General features: G+C 41.0%; 19 protein-coding genes. 10 read left to right on the top strand and 9 right to left on the bottom strand.

Translation table 11 applies throughout. The features are described from left to right. From R8N28_RS05825 to R8N28_RS05810, 4 genes are all read left to right on the top strand, one after another. The gene (locus R8N28_RS05825) at positions 1-882 is read left to right on the top strand and encodes a DUF2861 family protein (RefSeq protein ID WP_005388048.1); all 882 of its coding nucleotides are present in this window, start codon (positions 1-3) and stop codon (positions 880-882) included. Positions 883-942: 60 nt separating this feature from the next. Then, complete coding sequence (locus R8N28_RS05820; protein ID WP_065275315.1) at positions 943-2,064, top strand: conjugal transfer protein TraF; 1,122 nt, start codon at positions 943-945, stop codon at positions 2,062-2,064. Between the two features lie 41 nt (positions 2,065-2,105). Then, positions 2,106-2,267: a YoaH family protein gene (locus R8N28_RS05815; RefSeq protein WP_005376257.1), complete on the top strand. Its 162-nt coding sequence runs from the start codon at positions 2,106-2,108 to the stop codon at positions 2,265-2,267. 875 nt (positions 2,268-3,142) lie between these two features. Further along, positions 3,143-3,532, top strand: coding sequence for a universal stress protein (locus R8N28_RS05810; protein WP_017634770.1), 390 nt, complete (start codon positions 3,143-3,145; stop codon positions 3,530-3,532). A 90-nt stretch (positions 3,533-3,622) separates the two neighbouring features. On the opposite strand, the gene R8N28_RS05805 is transcribed toward R8N28_RS05810, so the two are convergent. Together R8N28_RS05805 and R8N28_RS05800 are read right to left on the bottom strand one after the other, a co-directional pair. Further along, positions 3,623-3,835 (bottom strand): hypothetical protein, encoded by a 213-nt coding sequence (locus tag R8N28_RS05805; protein ID WP_065275314.1) that lies wholly within the window; start codon positions 3,833-3,835, stop codon positions 3,623-3,625. A gap of 296 nt (positions 3,836-4,131) precedes the next feature. After that, positions 4,132-4,971: a LysR family transcriptional regulator gene (locus R8N28_RS05800; protein WP_065275313.1), complete on the bottom strand. Its 840-nt coding sequence runs from the start codon at positions 4,969-4,971 to the stop codon at positions 4,132-4,134. An 81-nt stretch (positions 4,972-5,052) separates the two neighbouring features. On the opposite strand from R8N28_RS05800, the gene R8N28_RS05795 reads away from it, so the two are divergent. Further along, positions 5,053-5,403, top strand: coding sequence for a hypothetical protein (locus R8N28_RS05795; protein ID WP_065275312.1), 351 nt, complete (start codon positions 5,053-5,055; stop codon positions 5,401-5,403). A gap of 736 nt (positions 5,404-6,139) precedes the next feature. Here R8N28_RS05795 and yciH read toward each other — a convergent pair. The 4 genes from yciH to R8N28_RS05775 all read right to left on the bottom strand — a co-directional run bounded on the left by yciH (position 6,140) and on the right by R8N28_RS05775 (position 8,676). Further along, positions 6,140-6,451, bottom strand: a complete 312-nt coding sequence (gene yciH / locus R8N28_RS05790; protein ID WP_005376292.1) for a stress response translation initiation inhibitor YciH — start codon at positions 6,449-6,451, stop codon at positions 6,140-6,142. Position 6,452: 1 nt separating this feature from the next. After that, complete coding sequence (locus R8N28_RS05785; RefSeq protein ID WP_005376294.1) at positions 6,453-6,839, bottom strand: DUF3319 domain-containing protein; 387 nt, start codon at positions 6,837-6,839, stop codon at positions 6,453-6,455. Positions 6,840-6,967: 128 nt separating this feature from the next. After that, positions 6,968-7,957 carry a D-alanine--D-alanine ligase gene (locus R8N28_RS05780; RefSeq protein ID WP_065275289.1) on the bottom strand — a complete coding sequence of 330 codons (990 nt, stop codon included), beginning with the start codon at positions 7,955-7,957 and terminating at the stop codon, positions 6,968-6,970. Positions 7,958-8,106: 149 nt separating this feature from the next. Continuing rightward, a complete protein-coding gene (locus tag R8N28_RS05775; RefSeq protein WP_065275288.1) occupies positions 8,107-8,676 on the bottom strand; it encodes an SPOR domain-containing protein in 570 nt (189 codons plus the stop codon). 236 nt (positions 8,677-8,912) lie between these two features. On the opposite strand from R8N28_RS05775, the gene R8N28_RS05770 reads away from it, so the two are divergent. Beyond that, on the top strand, positions 8,913-11,546 hold the full coding sequence (locus R8N28_RS05770) for a bifunctional acetate--CoA ligase family protein/GNAT family N-acetyltransferase (RefSeq protein WP_065275287.1): 2,634 nt from the start codon (positions 8,913-8,915) through the stop codon (positions 11,544-11,546). 77 nt (positions 11,547-11,623) lie between these two features. Here the strand turns inward: R8N28_RS05770 and R8N28_RS05765 are convergent, their stop codons facing one another. Beyond that, positions 11,624-12,511 (bottom strand): LysR family transcriptional regulator, encoded by an 888-nt coding sequence (locus R8N28_RS05765; protein ID WP_017634152.1) that lies wholly within the window; start codon positions 12,509-12,511, stop codon positions 11,624-11,626. 231 nt (positions 12,512-12,742) lie between these two features. Between R8N28_RS05765 and R8N28_RS05760 the strand changes: the two genes are divergently transcribed. Further along, positions 12,743-14,881 carry a TonB-dependent hemoglobin/transferrin/lactoferrin family receptor gene (locus R8N28_RS05760; RefSeq protein ID WP_065275286.1) on the top strand — a complete coding sequence of 713 codons (2,139 nt, stop codon included), beginning with the start codon at positions 12,743-12,745 and terminating at the stop codon, positions 14,879-14,881. A gap of 335 nt (positions 14,882-15,216) precedes the next feature. Here R8N28_RS05760 and galE read toward each other — a convergent pair whose 3' ends face one another. Beyond that, the gene (gene galE / locus R8N28_RS05755) at positions 15,217-16,233 is read right to left on the bottom strand and encodes a UDP-glucose 4-epimerase GalE (RefSeq protein ID WP_005376309.1); all 1,017 of its coding nucleotides are present in this window, start codon (positions 16,231-16,233) and stop codon (positions 15,217-15,219) included. Positions 16,234-16,287: 54 nt separating this feature from the next. Continuing rightward, on the bottom strand, positions 16,288-18,246 hold the full coding sequence (locus R8N28_RS05750; RefSeq protein ID WP_065275285.1) for a diguanylate cyclase domain-containing protein: 1,959 nt from the start codon (positions 18,244-18,246) through the stop codon (positions 16,288-16,290). 319 nt (positions 18,247-18,565) lie between these two features. Between R8N28_RS05750 and R8N28_RS05745 the strand changes: the two genes are divergently transcribed. Genes R8N28_RS05745 through R8N28_RS05735 form a run of 3 tightly spaced genes read left to right on the top strand, consistent with a single transcriptional unit; the run spans position 18,566 to position 20,936 of the window. Further along, entirely contained in the window at positions 18,566-19,321 is a 756-nt protein-coding gene (locus R8N28_RS05745) for a 5-oxoprolinase subunit PxpA (RefSeq protein WP_064354779.1), read from the top strand. Further along, positions 19,321-20,004 carry a 5-oxoprolinase subunit B family protein gene (locus tag R8N28_RS05740; protein WP_064354778.1) on the top strand — a complete coding sequence of 228 codons (684 nt, stop codon included), beginning with the start codon at positions 19,321-19,323 and terminating at the stop codon, positions 20,002-20,004. Before R8N28_RS05745 ends, R8N28_RS05740 begins: the two co-directional genes overlap by 1 nt. Further along, positions 20,001-20,936 carry a biotin-dependent carboxyltransferase family protein gene (locus tag R8N28_RS05735; RefSeq protein ID WP_064354777.1) on the top strand — a complete coding sequence of 312 codons (936 nt, stop codon included), beginning with the start codon at positions 20,001-20,003 and terminating at the stop codon, positions 20,934-20,936. Before R8N28_RS05740 ends, R8N28_RS05735 begins: the two co-directional genes overlap by 4 nt. Positions 20,937-20,942 lie beyond the last annotated feature (6 nt).

Below are 20,942 nucleotides of genomic sequence, written 5' to 3'. Positions count from 1 at the left end.
ATGAAAATACTACTCCCTGTAGTTGTCTCATTAGCGTTAGTGAAACCAGTCCATGCGATGGACTGGTTTCAAACTAACACGCCTTTAACACAGGCACATCAACACTTACTTGAAGATGATCTTGCGGGTATGTTCAACTCTCTTGTTGAACTCTGGCAAACAGAACCAAGTAAAGATTTGACTCCTCACCTTAATGATCTTCTTGGTCAGTCACTATCTAAAAACTGTGGCAAGGCTCTCACTGGTGTAACGCTGCCTGATTGGATAAGTGGTGTGAACGTTATTCGTCAGACTATTCAAAGCCCTGGGCGAGATACATTTAGATTGGTGATCAAGCTAAGAGCTACAACTGACATCGAAAATATTTCATTTAATCGATGGGTGGATGATTCTATATCCGCGGACAGTTCATTCAGCTATGAACAACAGCCGAACGGGACAGAACTTGCCAACGAGCGTAGTTACTCGAAACGCTATAACTTAACAGGTAAGCTTGAAGCTGGTTTATATCACTTAACCGTTGTTTCTACTGATAAACAAGAGTATCGAACTTGGGTAATACTTGGAGATTCAAACTCTTCTCAATATGTTCGTTGGACATCTAAAGAGAATTGGAAAGTAGAAAAGAGCGCACTTCGTAATCCCCATTGTCCATTACCGCAACTTGAAGTCGGTTTGTATGACTACATTGATGGCCAGTACGAGCAAATGTGGAAAAAGACTTACGAGTCTAATTATCCAAATTCATTGGAGCTAGCGGGTGTCCCAAACGATAGATACGTATTGGCGGTAAGTATCAATAGTCGCCGTTGGCAGGGCGATATAATTGTTGAGCAGGCTCAAACTATTAGCCGAACCTATGATCTTTCCCAGGAAGAATAGTTAAAGAAATACTACTTGTGCCGATAAAGGTTCAGGACGAACTAAAATCACAAGTGTAGTATGAAAAACAAATATAAAATTCTTGCCACTTCTGTTGCTACTATTCTTTTCGCTAATGCTGCCTCTGCTGCTACTTATGCGATAGAGGCTCGTAGTGATGCAATGGGTGGCGTTGGTACCGTATCAGCAACTTATCTAACTGCGCCTTTTTTCAACCCCGCTCTTACTGCGATTTATCGCCGAAATGACGATGCAGGCATGATCGTGCCAAGTTTTGGTGGCAGCTACGATGATCAATATGATCTAGTTGATGAGATCGAACGCATCAGCAAATTGACAGACGTCGATGAAATCAAAAAATCGATGGATGCTATCGATGGGAAAAAGACAGACTTTGATCTTGGTGGTGTCGTTGCCATTGGTATTCCCAACAAATTCTTATCTGCAACTGCATACGGTAAGCTATACACTGAATCATTCGTACAACCAAATGTTGATACCTCAGGTACTAATCCATTAGATGATAGCTATGTACAAGGTGTTTCTATTGGCGTGGCTGAAGCTGGTATTTCACTTGCTAAATACACTAATTTCATGAACCAACACCTTTCTTTTGGTGTTACTCCTAAACTTCAGCGTATATACACATACTCATACGCCACGAGTTTTCAGAATTTTGATACTAAAGACTTACGTGAAAATGAGACCGCGGAAACGATGTTTAACTTAGACGCCGGCGCACTTTGGTTCTTTGGCCCATATCGTCTCGGTATTTCAGCGAAAAATTTGATCGGAAGAGACGTTAAAACAAAGTCATTCCAATATGGCAGCGATACGATAAAATCATACGAATATAGCATGCGTCCTGTATACACCGTTGGGGCAGGGATTGTTGCCGATTACTTTACGATGAGTGTTGACTACGATCTTAACGAAGAAAAACGTTTTTCATCCTTTGATGATAATACGCAAATGATTCGAGCTGGTATTGAATTTGATATTTTGCGTCAAATGGCATTACGAGCAGGGTATATGAAGAACTTAGCTCGAAGTAATGACGAAGGAACCATTACTGCTGGTATCGGGTTGTCTCCACTTAAGTTGTTCGAATTGGATATCGCAGCTCAGTACACAAACGAGAACTCTATGGGTGCATCCATTAATTTCCTTGCTACCTATTAATTGAATCGTTATAGTCAGCTCCTCAAAATGAGGAGCTTTTTATGTTTGACGATTTACCCCCTCTATCTCACCAAGAGCAACAACAAGCTGTAGAGAGAATTCAAGAATTGATGGCGAAGGGCACAAGTACTGCAGAAGCTATCAAAATTGTTGCCGAACGGATTCGATCTGAGTACGCAGAAAAACAACAGCAACAAAACTAATCAATTCATGGACAGGGCATACGCCCTGTTTTTTTTGCGTTTCTATTTTCTATTCCTTTACATTCCCAAATACCACCCTAGTTACGCTGTAACTAAAATTTACTATACCTCTATGATTGTAATCTTGTTCAATTACCTTTAAAACTAAATAGCGGGTTAGTAAAACTTTACCTCATCATATTAACCTTGGCTTACACAGTGCAGGTAATTAGGCATTTTTTAAAGAACTTATAAATTAAACTCAATTATATCAATTATTTACCTCGGTCTTTTAATCTGCCAACCATATTGGTCGCGATTGATCTTGTAATTTAATTACAAAACCCAAGAGAGCCTCGTTCTCAGGCGGAAGATTATGCTAAAAAAAGAAAAAAGAGACACCGTAACTTATAACGATAATTCAACTGGAGTTATTAAATAAGCGATATAAAAACAGTAAGCACTCGCAGACATATGTAATAGATGAAGCGAAATTCATCTTATTGAGCTGCTTTTTTTAGCCGAAATACGTCTCCTGGATTTGAGCGGAGCGTTACATATTGAGCATGCTTAATCTAAAGTAGTTTTACTAAACTAGGCGACGTTGAAGTGGGTAATATAAAACCTCAAGAGTAGTAGAAATCAAGAGTAGTAACGCGTGTTACAACGTAATGTTTTCTGGCATCCTTCCTGTTAAATAGTCCGATAATTAGAGAAGAAATTGGAAAAACATCGTTGATCTTTGGATGAGAGGAAGCAACAAGGTTGCAATGAAAACTATTTGCCTGTTTTACACTAAACTCCTTTAACTATCATGTAGCAGTAGTTTTGATGTTGTGTTCGCTCTATGTGGACTAGACTTAATATGAGAACAAAAACTAACCTAGGGAGGAATGATGGGTTATAAGCACGTTTTGGTTGCTGTCGACTTATCTCAATCTAGCCAAGCCGTTATCGAAAAAGCAATAATGCAAGCAGATAACTCAAGCAGCAAACTCTCATTTGTTTACGTAGATGTTGATCGCATAGTCATGGAAGCGAAGGAAGAGCAAGAATTGGAAAGAAGGCTGCAAGAGCTCGCTGATAAATGCTTATACCCAGTAAACGAGACCATGGTAGTAATAGGCGATCTTCATATAAAACTATCGGGAATCGTCAAAAAAGAGGGGATAGATTTAGTTGTCTGTGGTCATCATCACAACTTATTGAGTCGCTTTTTTTCATCGATACCAAAGGTTGTGAACGAAGTTGAAGCTGATTTATTAATCGTCTATTTAGACGAGTGATCGACAACTCTTGTTCGCACTCATCATTTTTTGTCACTAAAAAGCCGAACGTTTATGTTCGGCTTGGTGTATCGGTGATAATAAAAGTTTTTAGCCAGGAATGATTGATGCCTCATGAGATAAAACAGATGCAGACTCCGCGTTTGACTGCAGATCAAAATGTACGTTAACTTGCACGCCTTCTCGCTCAAAAGTGACATCATCAAAATCGGTCATAGTGATTTTGAATCCATTTCTAGCAAAAAAGCCAGTCACCATAGTTCGCTGCTTAATTTCTAATGCAGACGCGAGTAGCTTATCCATGGCATTCTCCTTGGTTATTGTGGGGATATGGGTAGAAGATACACATAGATTGGTATGAAATCAATTTTATACAAAGTTGCTTTTGATGAAAATTTTAATGTAAGTCAATCTATCGTTTACCCCACGTGATTTATTCCACGCAAAACCTTGATAACAAGACGGCAGAGCATCTCACATTGTGATAGCAAGCATAAAGATGGGGGTGTTAATAAATACCGCTGAAACAATATGTTACAAAGATTAGCGTTAGGCCTAGTTGCGTAGACAACGCAAAATTCTAAATCTGAACAACCGCCCTAAAATGACTCACTCTTCAATACTTGTGATAACTCAGACCTAATAAAAGTAGATATCTCAGCTAGCTTTCTTGGCAAAGGGTTTTGATAAGGGTAGGCAATATACATGGAACGTTCTATATCAAAAGTTTGCGATATTCGGATATTTTTGTCTATATAGTTACTTTTAATAAGATAGTTTGGAATGACACCAACCCCAACTCCCTCAGAAACAAAGTTTATTAAAATAGAGGTGTTATCAACTTCGATAACATCAGTATATTGATTTTTAATTGATTCCTTATTCGAATGATGTTTGTAGATTAATAGTGTTTTGTTGTTGGCATTACTTATCCTAGATATCAAAACATCACTATAATCACCAATTTTATGTGCAATAAGAGTGTCATCAATAACATTATTAAGCCTAATCGCTAAATCTACATTGCTTTCTAATAAATTTTCTACATTGTTACTTGACGATATTTCAAAATCAACTTTTGGATATCGTTCTTTTAAGTCTTTAAGAACAGAACCAAAAATAGAAGAGGCTATAGAGTTGGGCATTGTGATTTTAAACTTTCCATCAATGCATTCACTCAACGAGCTAGCTCTGTAATTTAACTCGTGCAAACTCTCTAACGTCTTGATAGCAAGCTCTCTAATGCTTTCGCCATGATCAGTTAAAACGAGTTTCCTTGTTGTTCTGTGGACGAGTGTTACGCCAAGTTGTTTTTCTAATGCTGCTAGCTGCCTGCTGACTTGAGCCTTCGACTTTCCAAGTTCTTTTGATGCCTCTGTAAGAGAGAGGTGTTTACAAATGGCTGCAAAGCAGATCAGCTCATTGTTCATCAATTCCATGATTGTTACCTTTTTGCAACTCTGAGTCACGTTGTCTTTTAACTGGTGGGAAAGTATAACTTGCATCATCGGAGGGGGACAATGATATTTAAAAGCCGCCATGAAATAATGGCAGACTACTATCTTAATAAAACTATATTGGATATTAAGTTAAACCGATATCCTGAAGAAATTAACTCAATCGGATTAAATATAGAAAATAAAGATTTAAAAATAAAGAATTTGTCTCGTGAAATTACTAAGTTGGATTCGGGTGATTTAATTGTTGATTGTGCATCATTGATAATGACTCATTACATATCGAAAAAAGTAATAATAAAAGTTGAAATTGATTTTTTAAATTATAAAGTTAAACGTGTAAGGATATTGAAATATGAAGACTGCAATACAAAATTCGAAAAGATGTGTTTATCAGAAAGATACATTGTATAGAATAATAAATAATATTAGTACTTTGTATACCAAATCACTAGTAAAATTATTTGGTGAAGAGTTGAGAATCCATCATTGCAAACATAAGATTAATGTAAGAACCACTAACGAGTTGAGTGAACATATGAAGAAAGATCTAGGTATAGATTGAAAAGTAGAGAGTTTACATCTGTTAGATTCCTTGTTCCTATAAAACTAATGTAGTACTTACACGTTTGGGTTAAGCAAATGCGTGTCCATGTTGACTCATGTTGAATGAGCAAGATGCAGAACCAACGTGTACTGTGTTGAACGTAACCCAAGATACAATGAAGGAACTTAATTAGCCACACGGTTTTAAAGTTGATGACTGGTTATTATCAAGTTGTCGCTGTGGTGAAATCGAAGTTCACGGTCCATACAAGACAGCTGATGAGGCTTGCAAAGCAGCAACAGCCAAATACGGTGTAACTAAACTGACTTCACCAATGATAATCTTCTAACCCTTAAGTTCGCATTATGTATATTATGTTAAATTGTATATCGCCGTACGCCAAATGTTGTCTGAGTATGCTCCTATTCCCCTGCAGATTTTAAATTTAAGGGCCTTACTGTGAGCATTAAACATAATGGTTATTTACCATAAAATAGCTAATATCGATCTATCAATCTACGATTGCTTGCTCTTCAATTAGCAACTTATAAAAAATGGCGTCTATTTCTTTAGACGCCATTTTTGTTTACTGGAAATATTAAATTAGCCACCGGCTAATTTGACTGTCATGCCTTTCTTTTCAAGATGTGCCTTGATCTTGTCTCTAGCATCACCTTGAATCTCGATATTGCCATCTTTTACAGAGCCACCACAGCCACAGACTTTTTTGAGTTCTGCCGCTAATAACTTTAAAGGTGCATCATCCAAGTCTAAACCTGTAACAATGCATACGCCTTTACCTTTACGGCCTTTCGTTTGGCGCTGAATCCGAACAACACCATCGCCTTTAGGGCGAGATACTTTTTCTTCTTCCGGTTTAATTCGACCGGTTTCTGTTGAATATACCAGAGTCATTCTATTGTTTCTTTTGTTGTTGAGCTTGCATCGCTTTTTGCTTTGCAACCAAATAAGCTTCGATATGGCGTTGAATAGCGGCTTTACTGCCCTTAATCAGTTTACCATTAAACATACAGTACCAAGAGTTAGGTTGGCCTGTATCGTTTTGAATAGTATAGCCGTTAAAGACCTCTGATTTTGCAACACCAGTTTGCTGCACTCTTTGCCCGAGTGAAGCAAACTCTTTGGGATCAATAATCGATGCGGTGTCACACCACCAATCAATGCTCTTCTTTACCGCCGTCAAACTGCCCTGTAAAACGTGGTTCTTGATTTTAACCTTCCAAACACTGCCATCTGATCCGACTGACTGCAGGTTAAAACCTCTATAATTTGAAATCGCCATACCACTGAGTCATCTGTTTAATGCGTTGATATAATCATAATTGCTACTGAGCAATATTCAAATACGGCTTGAATAATCCTTGCTCTAGAAAACAACTTGTATCATAAAACGCGTCTCGATAACGTTAATCACTTTGCACTGTTTATACAATCTTCCAAGAACTCATGAAATTTGTGCCCGTTGTTTTGAAGCATTTTAGGGAACATTGAGATCGGAGTCATTCCTGGAAATGTGTTTACTTCGTTTAAGTAAATCTCATCATCTTCCGTTAGGAAAAAGTCGATACGAGATAAATGACGAAGATTCATTTGTCTAAATACCGTCTCTGACGCGTGTTGGATGGAATCTAATTGTATTTGAGTTAGATTCTTCGCCTCAACTTCTGTGAGCGAGTGACTTGAACTGCTGTACTTTTCATCGTACGAGTAAAAAGCACCATCAGGCGCGATGACCTCGCCTGGCTTAGTGATATGTAGTTGGCCATTCATCTCATATGCAGCAACTTCAAGTTCTCGAGGTTTTACTGCTTTCTCAACCAACACTTGGTCAGAAAACCCAAAAGCATCATTTACTGCATTAGAAAGCTTGTCTTTTTCTGTGACACTGTAACAGCCAACGGAAGAACCTTGGCGAGCGGCTTTAACAAAAACTTTTCCCCACTTTTCAAAGGCTTTATGAGCTTGAACGTGAGCTTCTTCATCGTTTCGCGTTAAGAATAAGTATGGCGTATTGGGTATGCCAATAGCGTCGTACCAAAGCTTAGATGTGATTTTATTGAAACTATTGCTACTCGCTTCTGGCCCGCAGCCAAGATAAGGAATACCTGCGATTTCAAACAGAGATTGAATGTCGCCTGTTTCGCCAGGAAAACCATGTATACAAGGCACGATGAAATCAATGGTTTGATTAGATTCACTTGAGCACAACTGCTTGGTATTGAGATCCAAGTAAACCAACTCACCTTGGTTGGTCATCCAACCTTCGTTTTTTATTTCTACGCGTGTAACGTGAACGTCTTCAATAAGATTTAGTTGTTGTTCGACAAAGTTTGCAGACAATAATGAAATCTCGTGCTCAGAAGAGCCACCGCCGCATAGTAAAAGAATATTTTTAATCATGAATCCATCTTTCCGTGACCTACAAAAGATACTATTTATTATGATAAACCTTTGAAGTGTGACGTACAGTAATTTTAATGTGAGGAATGTTGTTCGAATAGGATTTGAGCAAATAAATAAGGGAGCTATTCGCTCCCTTATTTGATGTGTTAATTTAATTTGTTAAGCGTTGGGTAAGCTGAGTTTTTGATTGCATCAATGCTTTTAACAAATGGTCTTAACTGCTGAAATTGAGCTGGCAAAGTCGAAATCGCTTGCTTGGCTTCTGCGCTTGTTGCGTAGTCTCCGTATAAAACTGAGAACCACTTAGTACCGTTTACAACTTTGTAGTTTTCCCAAATTGGCTGACCGTTCTGTGGCAGCTTATTTGCAAACTGATCGACTTTAGCTTGGCTACCCACAGCTGCGACTTGAATGGTATAGCCGAATCGTTGAATGCCAGCTTGCTTTTTACTTGGTGGTACGATCTTAACTGGCTTCGCCTGCTCTTTTGGCGTTAGCTTGACTACTTTCTTTTCTTCAGACTTTGCCGTCATTTTCACAACAGTTGGTTGTACGTCTTTTTCTACTACAGCGTTTTCAGACGCCATAATTGGTTTAGAGATACGATCTGATTTGTAGTCCTCTCGGTAACTTTCTGAGGTCACATCCGTGATGTAAGTTTCAGATGCACAAGCAGAAAGCAGAACTGACAAGCCGATGATTGCGATTTTTTTCATGAAGTAACAAATGCTCTGGATAAATATTACGATAAATCATGCCGATAGCAGGGCCGTTTATCAAGCATCAAATACAATAATCTGTGATTTTGATGTGATGAATAACACAAACTCCATAAGCATCGTACACATTTTCTGCAATGTCTGGTCTGAAGATGTTTTATCAGTAAATTATTCGTTTATGATTGATATGAAACCGAGAAGCCAACGTGACTTACAAACGGCCAGGAGTCAGCATGAATAAACTACATAAACTCTTTAAACCCAACTCTGTGGCCGTTATTGGGGCATCTCAAAAAGCATTGCGAGCAGGACATGTTGTGATGCGCAACCTTCTACAAAGTGGATTTGGTGGCGCGATTATGCCAGTAACGCCGCGATATAAAGCCGTATCTGGCGTGATCGCTTACCCTGATGTAGCTTCCCTGCCCTATACGCCAGATATTGCAATTTTGTGTACGAACGTTTCACGTAACGAGCAATTGCTTAAAGAGCTAGATGAGAGAGGCACACCGTTTGCGATTGTTATCTCTGATGACCCTAATCCTTTAGATATCTCATCATTGAACATTCGAGTCTTAGGCCCAAACAGCTTAGGTATCATCCTTCCTTGGCACAATTTTAACTGCACGTTTTCCCCTGTTGCAGCTAAACCCGGAAAAATTGCTTTCATCTCACAATCCGCGGCGGTTTGTACCACGGTTTTAGACTGGGCAAATGATAAGAACATTGGTTTTTCTTCGTTCATTTCGATTGGGCGCGGACAAGATATCGATTTTGCAGATTTGCTCGACTATTTGAGTATGGATGGAAACACTGAAGCTATTCTGCTTTATGTTGATAATATCCAAGACGCTCGCCGATTTATGTCTGCTGCGCGCGCCGCTTCACGTAACCGACGTATATTGGTGCTAAAAGCGGGCCGCTCTAAAGAGATGAATACTTTTGAGCAGCAAGACGGAGATACACTTGACGTAATTTACGATTCTGCTATTCGCAGAACTGGTATGTTACGAGTCAGCAATACGCATGAGCTTTTTGCCGCGGTAGAAACACTCACGCATTCTGTGCCACTTCGTGGAGAGCGTTTAGCGATCATCACCAATGGCGGCGGCCCTGCTGTTATGTCCGTTGATACTTTGATTGAACGTGGTGGCCAACTCGCAACGCTTGATGACGCTTCCATTGAGCAATTACAAGCAGTACTTCCATCCAACTGGCGTGCTCGAAATCCAATTGATCTGTCTGGTGACGCAACCCAAAAACGCTATATTGATACCATTAACGCACTGATGAATAACGACTGTGCAGATGCGATATTGATTATGCATAGTCCTTCTGCTGTTTCTGATCCTCTTGAAACTGCTCAAGTCGTTATTAATGCCATCAAATCTCACCCTCGGCATAAGCATTTTAATATCTTGACCAACTGGTCAGGAGAACAAACGTCGAGAGAAGCGCGACTGGCCTTTACTCAAGCAGGCATTCCAACCTATAGAACACCTGAAAGTGCGGTTGTAGCATACATGCACTTGGTCGAATACAGACGAAACCAGAAACAACTAATGGAAACGCCAACGACGGCAGAGCCATTACATTCTGGAAGTGTGAGTTCAGCAAAAGAATGGGTAAACGAACGACTACTGGATAAAAACACAGTCACCTTGGATACGCATCAAACCAGCCCATTATTTAAGCTGTTCGGGTTTAACGTTTTGCCTACGTGGATTGCATCTGACGACATTGAAGCCGTTCATATGGCAGAAAATATTGGATATCCTGTTGCGGTTAAATTGCGTTCTCCAGACATTCCTCATAAATCGGATGTTCACGGTGTCGCTCTAAATTTAAGAAACAGTCGAGAAGTTTCCAACGCAGCGCTATCCATTTTAGATACCGTAAAGCTCAGCTACCCTTCCGCCAATGTACATGGGCTGTTGGTACAAGGGATGGCAAAGCTCGGCAGCGCTGAAGAGCTACGGATTAGTATTGCAGTAGATAAAGTCTTTGGACCAGTGATCTTGCTTGGTCAAGGCGGCTCTGAGTGGAATATCGCCCAAGATGCCGTCGCTGCACTTCCTCCTTTGAACATGACGCTTGCGCGCTACCTTGTCGTTGTTGCCCTAAAGTCTGGAAAGATTCGCCTGCAGAAACACAAAGATGCGCTCGATATTACTGAGTTGTCGAAGTTCTTGGTTCGTATCTCCCAAATGGCAGTTGAGTTACCAGAAATACAAAGGCTGGATATCCATCCAGTGCTGGTATCCGGAAGCGATTTAACTATCCTTGATGCAGATGTCACACTGTGTAAATACGAAGGAGACGCCCAAAAACGGCTAGCGATTCGCCCTTTCCCGGCAGAGTTTGTCGAAACTGTAACGCTTCGAGATGGCCAACCTATCCTGCTTCGCCCTATCTTGCCTGAGGATGAACCGCTGCATGCTCAATTCATTAATAGCGTATCGAAAGAAGATCTCTATAAACGTTTCTTTTCTGAAGTTGGAGAGTTCAACCATGAGGCTTTGGCAAACTTTACTCAAATCGACTACGACCGCGAAATGGCGTTTGTTGCGGTAGCGTTTAATACTGACGGACCGTCTATCATAGGGGTAGCCCGCGCATTGATTACACCAGACAATAGTGACGCTGAGTTTGCTATTTTGGTTCGTTCAGATTTGAAAGGAAAAGGTTTAGGCAAAGTGCTGATGCAGAAAATAATCAGCTATTGCAAAGTTAAAGGCACAAAGCAAATGTCTGGAATGACCATGCCAACAAATAGAGGAATGTTGATGTTGGCTCAGAACTTGGGGTTTGAGATCGATGTCCAGTTTGCAGACGGTACGGCAGATATGGTGCTCCCTTTAAATTGAAAAGCTCAGCATTAGCGATGACTTTTACTTCTTACATTCGATAATCAATGGGAATTTAAGAAGTAAAAGTTACGTTGTTACTTTAGTTTCCAATTCTTTTTTAGGTACTGAATACACCAGGATTTTGCTTCACCCATAGTGTTCCGGCGCCATGCCAAAATAATATCCATCGGCTGTTCTTCAGTGCCTTCGATTCGTTTCAATACACCACTATCAATAAGAGGTTGCGCAATTTGGCTTGGTAATGTACCAATGCCTAAACCTGCAGTGAGCGCTTCTACTTTTGCCGTAAAGTTGGTGACGGTCAAGCGAGGCTGTTTTTGAATGATATTAATTGAGAGCGCGGGTTGCTCACGTGCGGTATCTGCAATAGCAATAATCCGATACTTTTCTCGCGCTGCTTCATCAAACTTACCACTACGCTTGTGAACATAGTGATCAGCGGAAGCTACCCAATACATACTCATTTTACCAATTTTTTCTGACTTAACTTCTTGAGGAAGCGTATCCAGTGATGGGCAAATCAGTAAATCAGCTCTCCCCGTATTCAACGACTCCCAGCTACCAGCCAGAATCTCCTCTTGCAGCCTGACTCGAGTTGAGCTGACCTCGGCCAGCGCATCAACCATCGGGAAAAAGTTGGATATAGGAATAATGCCATCGAAGGCAATGGTAATATCCAGTTCCCAGCCATTCGCCAATAACGTTGCATCGTTCACTAACTTTTCACTGGCTTGTAAAATGGCTCTTCCTCTTTCAAGAATAAGCTTACCTGCTTCAGTAAAATGGGCTTTGTGACCAGAGCGATCGAAGATAATAATGTCTAAGTCTTGCTCGAGTTTCTGGATTTGATAGCTCAGCGATGACGGGGCTCTGTCTAACTCATTCGCAGCAGCAGCAAAACTCCCTCTTCGATCAATAGCATCTAGAATATGGAGTGCTTCTAACGTAATTGGACTCTGCACACGGCCTCTCTTAATGTGACATTCATCACATTCGTTGTATTTGGATGAACTTATCAAGAACTAACGACAAATAATATAACATATTGATAACTAAAGACTAGGAATGCTCATAGCCTAAGAAGAAGATTCAATACAAATCAATAAATGACAATGGTAATGATAGTAATTACCATTTAGATCCATTAATATCCGCGTGTTGTTACCTATTATGGATCTAAGGTATTGAAGCCAATGTATAAAAAATCAATTTTGTCAGCCTCCATTTTAGTTGCCCTTTCCCATACTGCTTATGCGGAAGAAGCTTCTAAGTTTGAAGAAGTCGTTGTGTCGGCCACCCGTACCAACCAAACCATAAACACTGTTGCTGCTTCTGTTGCTGTTGTATCAGAGAAAGACATCGAAGAAAACATGGTAAAGGACTTGAATGATCTATTCGAGTATACGCCAGGTGTTACTGTTAATGGCACTCAACGCCAAGGCGTCCAAAGTATTAACATTCGCGGGATGGAAGGTAAACGAGTTAAAATCTTAGTAGACGGTGCATCTCAACCAGGTGTATTCAGCGGTGGACCATATTCGTTTATCAATTCTAGTGCCGTTACTGTCGACCCCGATATGCTAAAGAGTGTCGAAATTGTTAAAGGAGCAGCTTCTAGCCTACATGGTAGTGATGCAATTGGCGGTGTTGTCGCATTCGAAACAAAAGATCCGAAGGATTTCCTCAAAGATGGTAAAGACTTTGGTGGTCAAGCTAAACTCTCTTATTCATCGGAAGATAACTCTTTTAGTGAGCATGTAGCTTTAGCAAAGCGTTTCGGTAATACAGAAGCACTTATAGCCTTTACACGCCGTGATGGTGCAGAGCTACAAAATTTCTCTAAGGCGCCTTACGATAACTATTCTGTGGACAACCAAGATTATTACAAAAACGATCTATTGGTAAAACTTCAATCTCAATTGAATGACGCTCATCGCTTGGAGTTTTTGGGAGAAGTTATTTACAACGAGACTGACTCAGAGATCGCACATAAAAGTTACAAAAACTTCAACGCTGAAGACACAACCAAGCAAAATCGCATTGGGCTCAAGCACATTTGGTTTGCAGATGCAGCTATCTCGGATACGATCACGTCCAAGCTTACATGGATTGGTAAAGAAGAAAACGGCGTCTCTAATCGCTTTATCGAAGCTAGCCCTGGTTACCCACCTTACGTACCGCCTAGTGGTGACAACCAACAGAAAAAAGATTACGAATATACTGAAGACAAATTTGAATTCGAAACTCAGTTAGATAAAGAGATTCAAAATCACTATATTGTTTACGGAATATCGTACAAACATAGTGACATCAGTAATACCAATCGCGAGTTTAATTCCGATCCTGGCACGCCAGATACTGTTTACGTTTACACACCGGATGCAAAAGAAGAAAGCTTTGGTTTATTCTTGCAAGATGAAATTTCGCTTCTTAATGACAAGCTAATTCTGACTCCAGGTGTGCGTTACGATTACTTCTCTACTAATCCTTCAAATACTTCTGAAGAGTCATTCGAGAAGTTTAGCGACTCTGCATTAACTGGTCGTTTAGGAGCAACTTACTCTATATCGCAACCAGGCACGATATTCGCGCAAGTGAGCCAAGGGTTCCGAGCGCCATCGTTCGACGAGCTTTACTACACCTACGATAATCCGGCTCATGGCTATACCAACCGCCCTAACCCAAATTTGGGATCTGAAAAGAGTTTGTCTTATGAGCTTGGTTACCGTCATAACACTGCAGCGTCGGCAACTGAAGTAGCGTTCTACTACAGTGATTACAGTGACTTTATTGAGCAAACGTCATCAAACAATGGTGGCTTAACTGAATTCACAAATATCAATATTAGTGAAGCAAACATTAAAGGGGTTGAGCTCTCTAACCGTCTTGATTGGCATGCCATTGCTGGTCTTCCATCAGGCATGACAACTCGCTTTGTTGCAGCATACACAGAAGGTGAAGATGGTGATGGTAATCCTTTGAACAGTGTAAACCCATGGAATGCCGTAGCTGCTGTAAATTACGATTCACCAAATGCACTTTGGGGGACAAGCCTAAAAGTAAACTACACGGCTAAGAAATCGAACAGTGATATCAACTCTGATGGTGATAAAGGCGGAATCAAAGACCAAGTTGCTTTGCCGTCTGCGACAGTCGTTGACTTAACGGCGTACTACAAACCAATGAAAGATATAACCATTCGTGCTGGTGTTATGAATCTAACGAATGAAGAATACCATCTTTGGAACGATGTTCGCGGTAAGACTGAGTTAAGTCGAGACAAAACGCAAGCTGAGCGTAATTATAACATTAGTGTTAAATACGAGTTCTAAACCTTAAAAACACAAAAGCCAGCGTAATGCTGGCTTTTTTTATGGCTTTCATTTCAAAAATGTAAAGAAAAGTATGAAAAATGAAAGTTTACTGTTTTGCCATCTCTTTTTTCACCATTACTGCTGCTGCAATGATGAAAGTGATGATCAGACCGAGTTCCATGAACTACCCCAATAGCTATGAGAAAATTTATAACCCAAATTAAGAGTCGGGCATAGTTTAACAGCTCTATATATACTTGCTACCTTTTAACCAGTAATTTACGATTTTTTCCGATTTGGATCAAAAAAGACGCAATCACGCGCCTTTTTGTTACTATTATGTAAATTAAAGATTAGGCATCTGGATAACCTTGAGGGTTAGTAGACTGCCAGCGCCATGTATCGCCAGTCATTTCTTCTAGAGTGCGAGTTGCTTTCCAACCTAACTCATTCATCGCTTTTGATGGATCCGCCCAACACTCTGCAATATCACCTGGACGACGCTCAACAAGTTGGTATGGGACATCTTTACCACTTGCGGCTTCAAATGCTTTCACCATGTCCAGTACACTGTAGCCGTTACCAGTACCGAGGTTATAGATATGAAGGCCAGCTTTGCTACCTACTTTTTCTAATGCAGCAACGTGACCATCAGATAAGTCCATTACATGAATATAATCACGTACGCCTGTGCCATCTTTGGTCGGATAATCACTACCAAACACAGAAAGGAACTCTCTGCGCCCTACCGCAACTTGAGAAACAAACGGCATTAAGTTGTTTGGAATACCTTGAGGATCTTCACCTAGCTCGCCTGTTGGATGTGAACCTACCGGGTTAAAGTAACGAAGAAGTGTAATGCTCCAGTCAGGGTTCGCATTTTGGAAGTCGGTTAAACACTCTTCTACCATTAATTTGCTGCGCCCATATGGGTTAGTTGCGCTAGTTGGAAAGTCCTCTGTGATGGGTACAGATGCAGGATCACCATATACAGTCGCTGATGAACTAAATACCAACGATTTAACTCCGGCTTCACGCATTGCATCAACCAATACTAAAGTGCCATTAACGTTGTTGTCGTAATACTCTAAAGGTTTTGCTACAGACTCACCGACGGCCTTTAAACCTGCAAAATGGATAACAGCTTCAATATTGTGCGACTTTAGTGCTTCTACCATCGCCAATTTATCTCTGATATCGGCTTTAATGAAGGTTGGCTTTACACCACATACCTTTTCAATTCGATCTAATACCGTAGATTTACTGTTGTACAGGTTGTCTAGAATCACTGGCGTCATGCCAGCTTCGATCATTTGAATACACGTATGACTACCGATATAGCCCATACCACCCGTAACGAGTACTTTCATTTTATTATTCCTTCTGACGCGAATTGAGTTAGTTTAAAGCTTTGACGTTACGATTTAAACTGTCTCTTGTAATTCGCATCCCATTAATATTGCTTGGCCTTTTCCGGCTTTCTTTGCTTGATACATTGCCGTATCCGCACTTTTTAAAACTCGAGTAGCATCGCGCTCATTTACGCCGACTAATTTTACGCCGATACTAACGCCAACTTTGAGTAAGTGACCTTTGTACTCAATTGGAGCACATATGCTCTCGAGCAACTGTTCTGCTATTCGGGTGACCACTTTTTGATTGGCGGGATTTACCAACATGACAAATTCATCACCAGAAAGTCTTGCGATTAAATCACTATGTCTCGTCGCAGATGTTAGACGCTCGGAAACTTTTTTCAAAACTTCATCACCTGCATCATGACCGTAGGTATCGTTAACTTCTTTAAATCCATCCAGATCGAGGTACAAAACTGCAAATTCGTCACGCAAGTATCCAGAGCGTTGTACTAGTTGTTCCAACTCTAAATGGAACTTAGATCGATTGGCTAACCCCGTTAAAGCATCGTGATGAGCTAAATGCTCCAATCGTTCCATCTCTTTTGCGCCGGAAAGGTCGGTAAGAACAATAACCAGATCATAGAAACCATAGTCTTCACACTTAACGATACGATTGACTCGAGCAAACATCGGTACAAACTGACCAATATGGTTCTTCTCGATAACTTCACCTTGCCAAACGCCATAATTTTCTATCGACTCGATGATACTAGGCATCATTTCCTGTAACTTGCGCCACTTTAGCGTTTGGATGAATGATTTCCCAATAAGCTGATCCACCTCTAAGCCGACTAACTTAGTGACGGCAGGGTTTGCCATCGTAATGACACCGCGATGATTAAGAACAATGAGACCATCTTGGCTGCTTTCAAAAACACGCCCCGCAACACGTTGCCGGTTTATGGCTTCTTCAATTTCGGTGATATCTTGAATCGAAAACAGTAAGTATTCATGTGTCGAGAGGCGACGACTGGTTAGGCTCAACTGCTGTTCGTTATCTGCATTTTTGAGGTGAATATCATCGCACTCTAGGCCTCGACTCAGGATCTGACTCAGCTCATTCGGTGTTTTGGTTTTAATTAGATCACGAATATTGGCATATTTAAGTTCATCTAATTTTTTTTGAAATATTTGCTGGGTCGCCGTATTACAATGAATAACACGTCCGGAATTGTCGGTAATAACTAATGCATGCTGAACAGATTCGATAACCTCTTCTGAAAATGCGCGCTTTTGTTCTAGTGTGTCTAGCGAATGTTGCCGCTGCTTCTCACGTACTGTTAACCTATTCATCATTTGATTGAAAGAGCGCGCGAGGTCTCCAATTTCATCCTTGGCGTAATAGCGAGCTTGATTTTCCGTGTTTCGTCCGTGTGTCACATTCTCTATTACGCGGTTGAGTTCCATCACGGGCTTGAGAACAAGCCTCTCGATACTTATGTAAAAAACAGTGCCACCAGCGATCAGAAACAGAAGAAGTAAAGCGCTATCTTGAAGTAAAGATTGCATGGCTTCTACGATTGGACGATGAGAAAGCGTGACTCTAATGCTACCAATGACATAGCCATCATGGATAATCGGCTCTAGAACATAAAGAAATTTGGTTGATAAGGCATAGCCTAGAGCGTGCAACCTACTTCTTTCGGTTTGACTGGGAACGGGTGCTAGTGCCCCACTTATCTCCATAACAGCGAATGGTTGGTCATCTTGGTCATAAAGTTTGACCCGCGTTACATTTGGCTGGTTTAAAAAGTTGGCGAGAATAGTTTGAGCTTTTTGCTTGTCCTTTGTCGTCAGCGCATCTTTAATTGAGAAAGAAACGTTGTTAATCAACTTTCTTGTCTGCTCGACCAGTTCATGCTTAGACGATTGGTATACAGTATACGAGGTGTAACCTTTTGAGATAACAAAGATAGCCGTTAAAAAGACCAGAAGAGGCCAAATAAGCTTCGCTCGTAATGACATATATATTCCTGTCGCAGACAACCACAAAAATGACAGAAGAACCATTATGCAATCTATCACCCATGAAGGGCGACAAGATTAACACGATGCTAATGCAAAATAACCTTAAATTCTCAAAAATTGGATGGAAAAGAAACGAAATACCTTAAAATTCGGATCAACTCAAATAACGGCAACATCTTTATGGACTAACGTGATCTTTTTCGTCAGCTATCTGCTCAAAAAGCTTCGTTTTCATGATAGAAGAATGAAGTGAGTCACTGAACCTAGATGCATTTTCCTGCATCGTAAACCCATTGCTTGTGTAGAAATAAAACGTATGACATTGAATAAACAGCAACTTACATTGAACTGTGATATGGGCGAGAGCTTTGGCTCTTGGAGTATGGGCGCAGATGAAGACGTGATGCCCCATGTTGATATGGCGAACATCGCGTGTGGTTTTCATGCCTCCGACCCTAATGTCATGCACGACACCATCACCCTAGCGAATGACAACGATGTTGATATTGGCGCACACCCAGGTTACGCCGACCTACAAGGCTTTGGCAGACGAAGCATAAGCATGACGGGTGATGAAATTACGAACATGGTTATATATCAGGTTGGTGCTTTACAAGCATTATGCCGGGCGCAATACACAGACATCAGTTACATAAAGCCTCATGGTGCTCTATACAACGACATGATGAAAAGTGATGCGATATTTAGAGCGGTAGTAAAGGCGGCAGCACTGTTCAAAGTACCGTTAATGATCCTAGCTTCACAGGAAAACGAAAAATACTTAGAAATCGCAGACGATTATGATGTTCCCTTGCTATTTGAAGCATTTGCAGATCGTTTATACCAAGATGACGGCTTACTGACTCCTAGAACACAGCCCAATGCCGTGTTAAAAAGCGAGCACGCGATACTTGAGCAAGTCCGGACCTTAGCTGACTCTGGGCGTGTCAAAACCGCTTCAGGCGGTTACATATTATTGGAAGCCGATACAATTTGTGTTCATGGTGACAATGAAGAGTCGATCGCGCTGCTCCAAAAGATCCGCCAAAGCCTATACGCTGGAGGAAATTAATGCATAAAGAGAAATTTAATATCTCTTTGATCTCCGAGTGCAGTATTTTCATTAAGTTTGATGAGAGTATTTCTGAAAATGCAGTCGGAGAGCTTGCTCGCAGCATAAGAGAAACTTTCGCTTCAATTGTTATGAACGTTGTCCCCTCCTATCAAACTATTCTCATTGATTACTTACCTTTTCGAATCAACGAAAAGAACTTAGTCAATGAGCTGCAACAAATCGTGAGCCAGTTTGATACTCAATCACTTAAGCTTTCCCAGCCGAATCACATTACTATCCCTGTATATTACTCTGAAGAAACCGCGTTAGATCTATCTCGTTTTAAAAAGCGAGGTCTGTCATTAGACGATCTTATTACCCTGCATACGAAAACCGAGTACGCGGTTTCTGCAATTGGCTTTGCTCCAGGCTTTGCATTTCTCTCTGACGTTGATACTCAATTGCACATGGCAAGGCTTGCCACACCAAGAACTCACGTGCCGGCCGGAAGTGTCGGAATCGCAGACTCTAAAACGGCCGTCTATCCATCAGATAGTCCTGGCGGATGGAACATTATTGGTAAAAGCCCGCTTGCGCTCTTCTCCGACTCTCCTCCTTTTATACCGTTTGAAGTGGGTGACAAGGTCACCTTTAATGCTATTTCAAAACAAGAGTTTATCGATTTAGGAGGCGTACTATGAGTTACGGTGGATTACTGGTGGAAAAGCCAGGACCGCTCTCTTTAGTTCAAGACTTTGGTCGTTTTGGCTTGGCGCATGTCGGTGTGACTCAAGGTGGCCCGGTCGACGACTATGCTTACAGTTGGGCCAACCATTTGCTTGGTAACGTAGTCAATTGCGTTGCGATTGAAATTACTTTGGGTAACGCTTGTTTTATTGCCTTGCATAACTGCCACCTTGCTATATGTGGCGGTGATTTAAATGCAAAAATAGATGGTGAACCTATTTCAAATTGGTCTGACTTTACGTTGAAAAAAGGACAGAAGCTTCAGTTCGGAGTCGCAAGGAATGGGCTTCGCTCCTACCTAGCGGTTAAAGGTGGATTCAATGTTGCTCAGCACTTAGGAAGCGCATCGACCGTCTTGCGAGAATCTCTAGGTGGTTATGATTCAAATGGTGGCGCTTTGAAAGCTGGCGATATTCTTCCCTTTGTCCCTCATAACTTACCGAAACGTAAACCAAGGCAAATGACGTTTCGCTTTAAGCCAGATTACAACTTACCCATTAAGCTGAGAGTGATTGAAGGCTATCAGAACGAGGACTTTGATGAAGACGCTCGCCAAGTATTTTACAACAAAGCATTCATCATCTCCCCCAATTCGAATCGCATGGGCTACCGTCTTGAGGGCAATAACATTCGTCCACCTTACGAAGGCGTCCTATCAGAGGGAATTGCATTAGGTTCAATTCAAGTACCTAGCGATGGTAACCCTATTGTGCTGCTCAACGATCACCAGACTATTGGCGGGTATCCTAAATTTGGCTGCGTAGCCCGTATTGACTTACCTAGACTGGCACAGGCGAAGCCCGGACAAAAAGTCAATTTTGTGAAAGGAGATAGGCTAGGCTTGCAAGAAGTATGGTGCCAATGGGCTCAGTTTTTTGGGTACTAATACAAC

Source organism: Vibrio sp. Vb1554, assembly GCF_033344235.1.
The sequence above is the reverse complement of the archived record's forward strand: the minus strand, read 5'-3'. Positions and strand labels throughout refer to the sequence as shown.

What these genes read in the sequence shown, in the direction of transcription:
- R8N28_RS05825 (WP_005388048.1), top strand. Translation starts at nt 1, where the DNA reads ATGAAAATACTACTCCCTGTAGTTGTCTCATTAGCGTTAGTGAAACCA.
- R8N28_RS05820 (WP_065275315.1), top strand. Translation starts at nt 943, where the DNA reads ATGAAAAACAAATATAAAATTCTTGCCACTTCTGTTGCTACTATTCTT.
- R8N28_RS05815 (WP_005376257.1), top strand. Translation starts at nt 2,106, where the DNA reads ATGTTTGACGATTTACCCCCTCTATCTCACCAAGAGCAACAACAAGCT.
- R8N28_RS05810 (WP_017634770.1), top strand. Translation starts at nt 3,143, where the DNA reads ATGGGTTATAAGCACGTTTTGGTTGCTGTCGACTTATCTCAATCTAGC.
- R8N28_RS05805 (WP_065275314.1), bottom strand. Translation starts at nt 3,835, where the DNA reads ATGGATAAGCTACTCGCGTCTGCATTAGAAATTAAGCAGCGAACTATG.
- R8N28_RS05800 (WP_065275313.1), bottom strand. Translation starts at nt 4,971, where the DNA reads ATGGAATTGATGAACAATGAGCTGATCTGCTTTGCAGCCATTTGTAAA.
- R8N28_RS05795 (WP_065275312.1), top strand. Translation starts at nt 5,053, where the DNA reads ATGATATTTAAAAGCCGCCATGAAATAATGGCAGACTACTATCTTAAT.
- yciH (WP_005376292.1), bottom strand. Translation starts at nt 6,451, where the DNA reads ATGACTCTGGTATATTCAACAGAAACCGGTCGAATTAAACCGGAAGAA.
- R8N28_RS05785 (WP_005376294.1), bottom strand. Translation starts at nt 6,839, where the DNA reads ATGGCGATTTCAAATTATAGAGGTTTTAACCTGCAGTCAGTCGGATCA.
- R8N28_RS05780 (WP_065275289.1), bottom strand. Translation starts at nt 7,957, where the DNA reads ATGATTAAAAATATTCTTTTACTATGCGGCGGTGGCTCTTCTGAGCAC.
- R8N28_RS05775 (WP_065275288.1), bottom strand. Translation starts at nt 8,676, where the DNA reads ATGAAAAAAATCGCAATCATCGGCTTGTCAGTTCTGCTTTCTGCTTGT.
- R8N28_RS05770 (WP_065275287.1), top strand. Translation starts at nt 8,913, where the DNA reads ATGAATAAACTACATAAACTCTTTAAACCCAACTCTGTGGCCGTTATT.
- R8N28_RS05760 (WP_065275286.1), top strand. Translation starts at nt 12,743, where the DNA reads ATGTATAAAAAATCAATTTTGTCAGCCTCCATTTTAGTTGCCCTTTCC.
- galE (WP_005376309.1), bottom strand. Translation starts at nt 16,233, where the DNA reads ATGAAAGTACTCGTTACGGGTGGTATGGGCTATATCGGTAGTCATACG.
- R8N28_RS05750 (WP_065275285.1), bottom strand. Translation starts at nt 18,246, where the DNA reads ATGTCATTACGAGCGAAGCTTATTTGGCCTCTTCTGGTCTTTTTAACG.
- R8N28_RS05745 (WP_064354779.1), top strand. Translation starts at nt 18,566, where the DNA reads ATGACATTGAATAAACAGCAACTTACATTGAACTGTGATATGGGCGAG.
- R8N28_RS05740 (WP_064354778.1), top strand. Translation starts at nt 19,321, where the DNA reads ATGCATAAAGAGAAATTTAATATCTCTTTGATCTCCGAGTGCAGTATT.
- R8N28_RS05735 (WP_064354777.1), top strand. Translation starts at nt 20,001, where the DNA reads ATGAGTTACGGTGGATTACTGGTGGAAAAGCCAGGACCGCTCTCTTTA.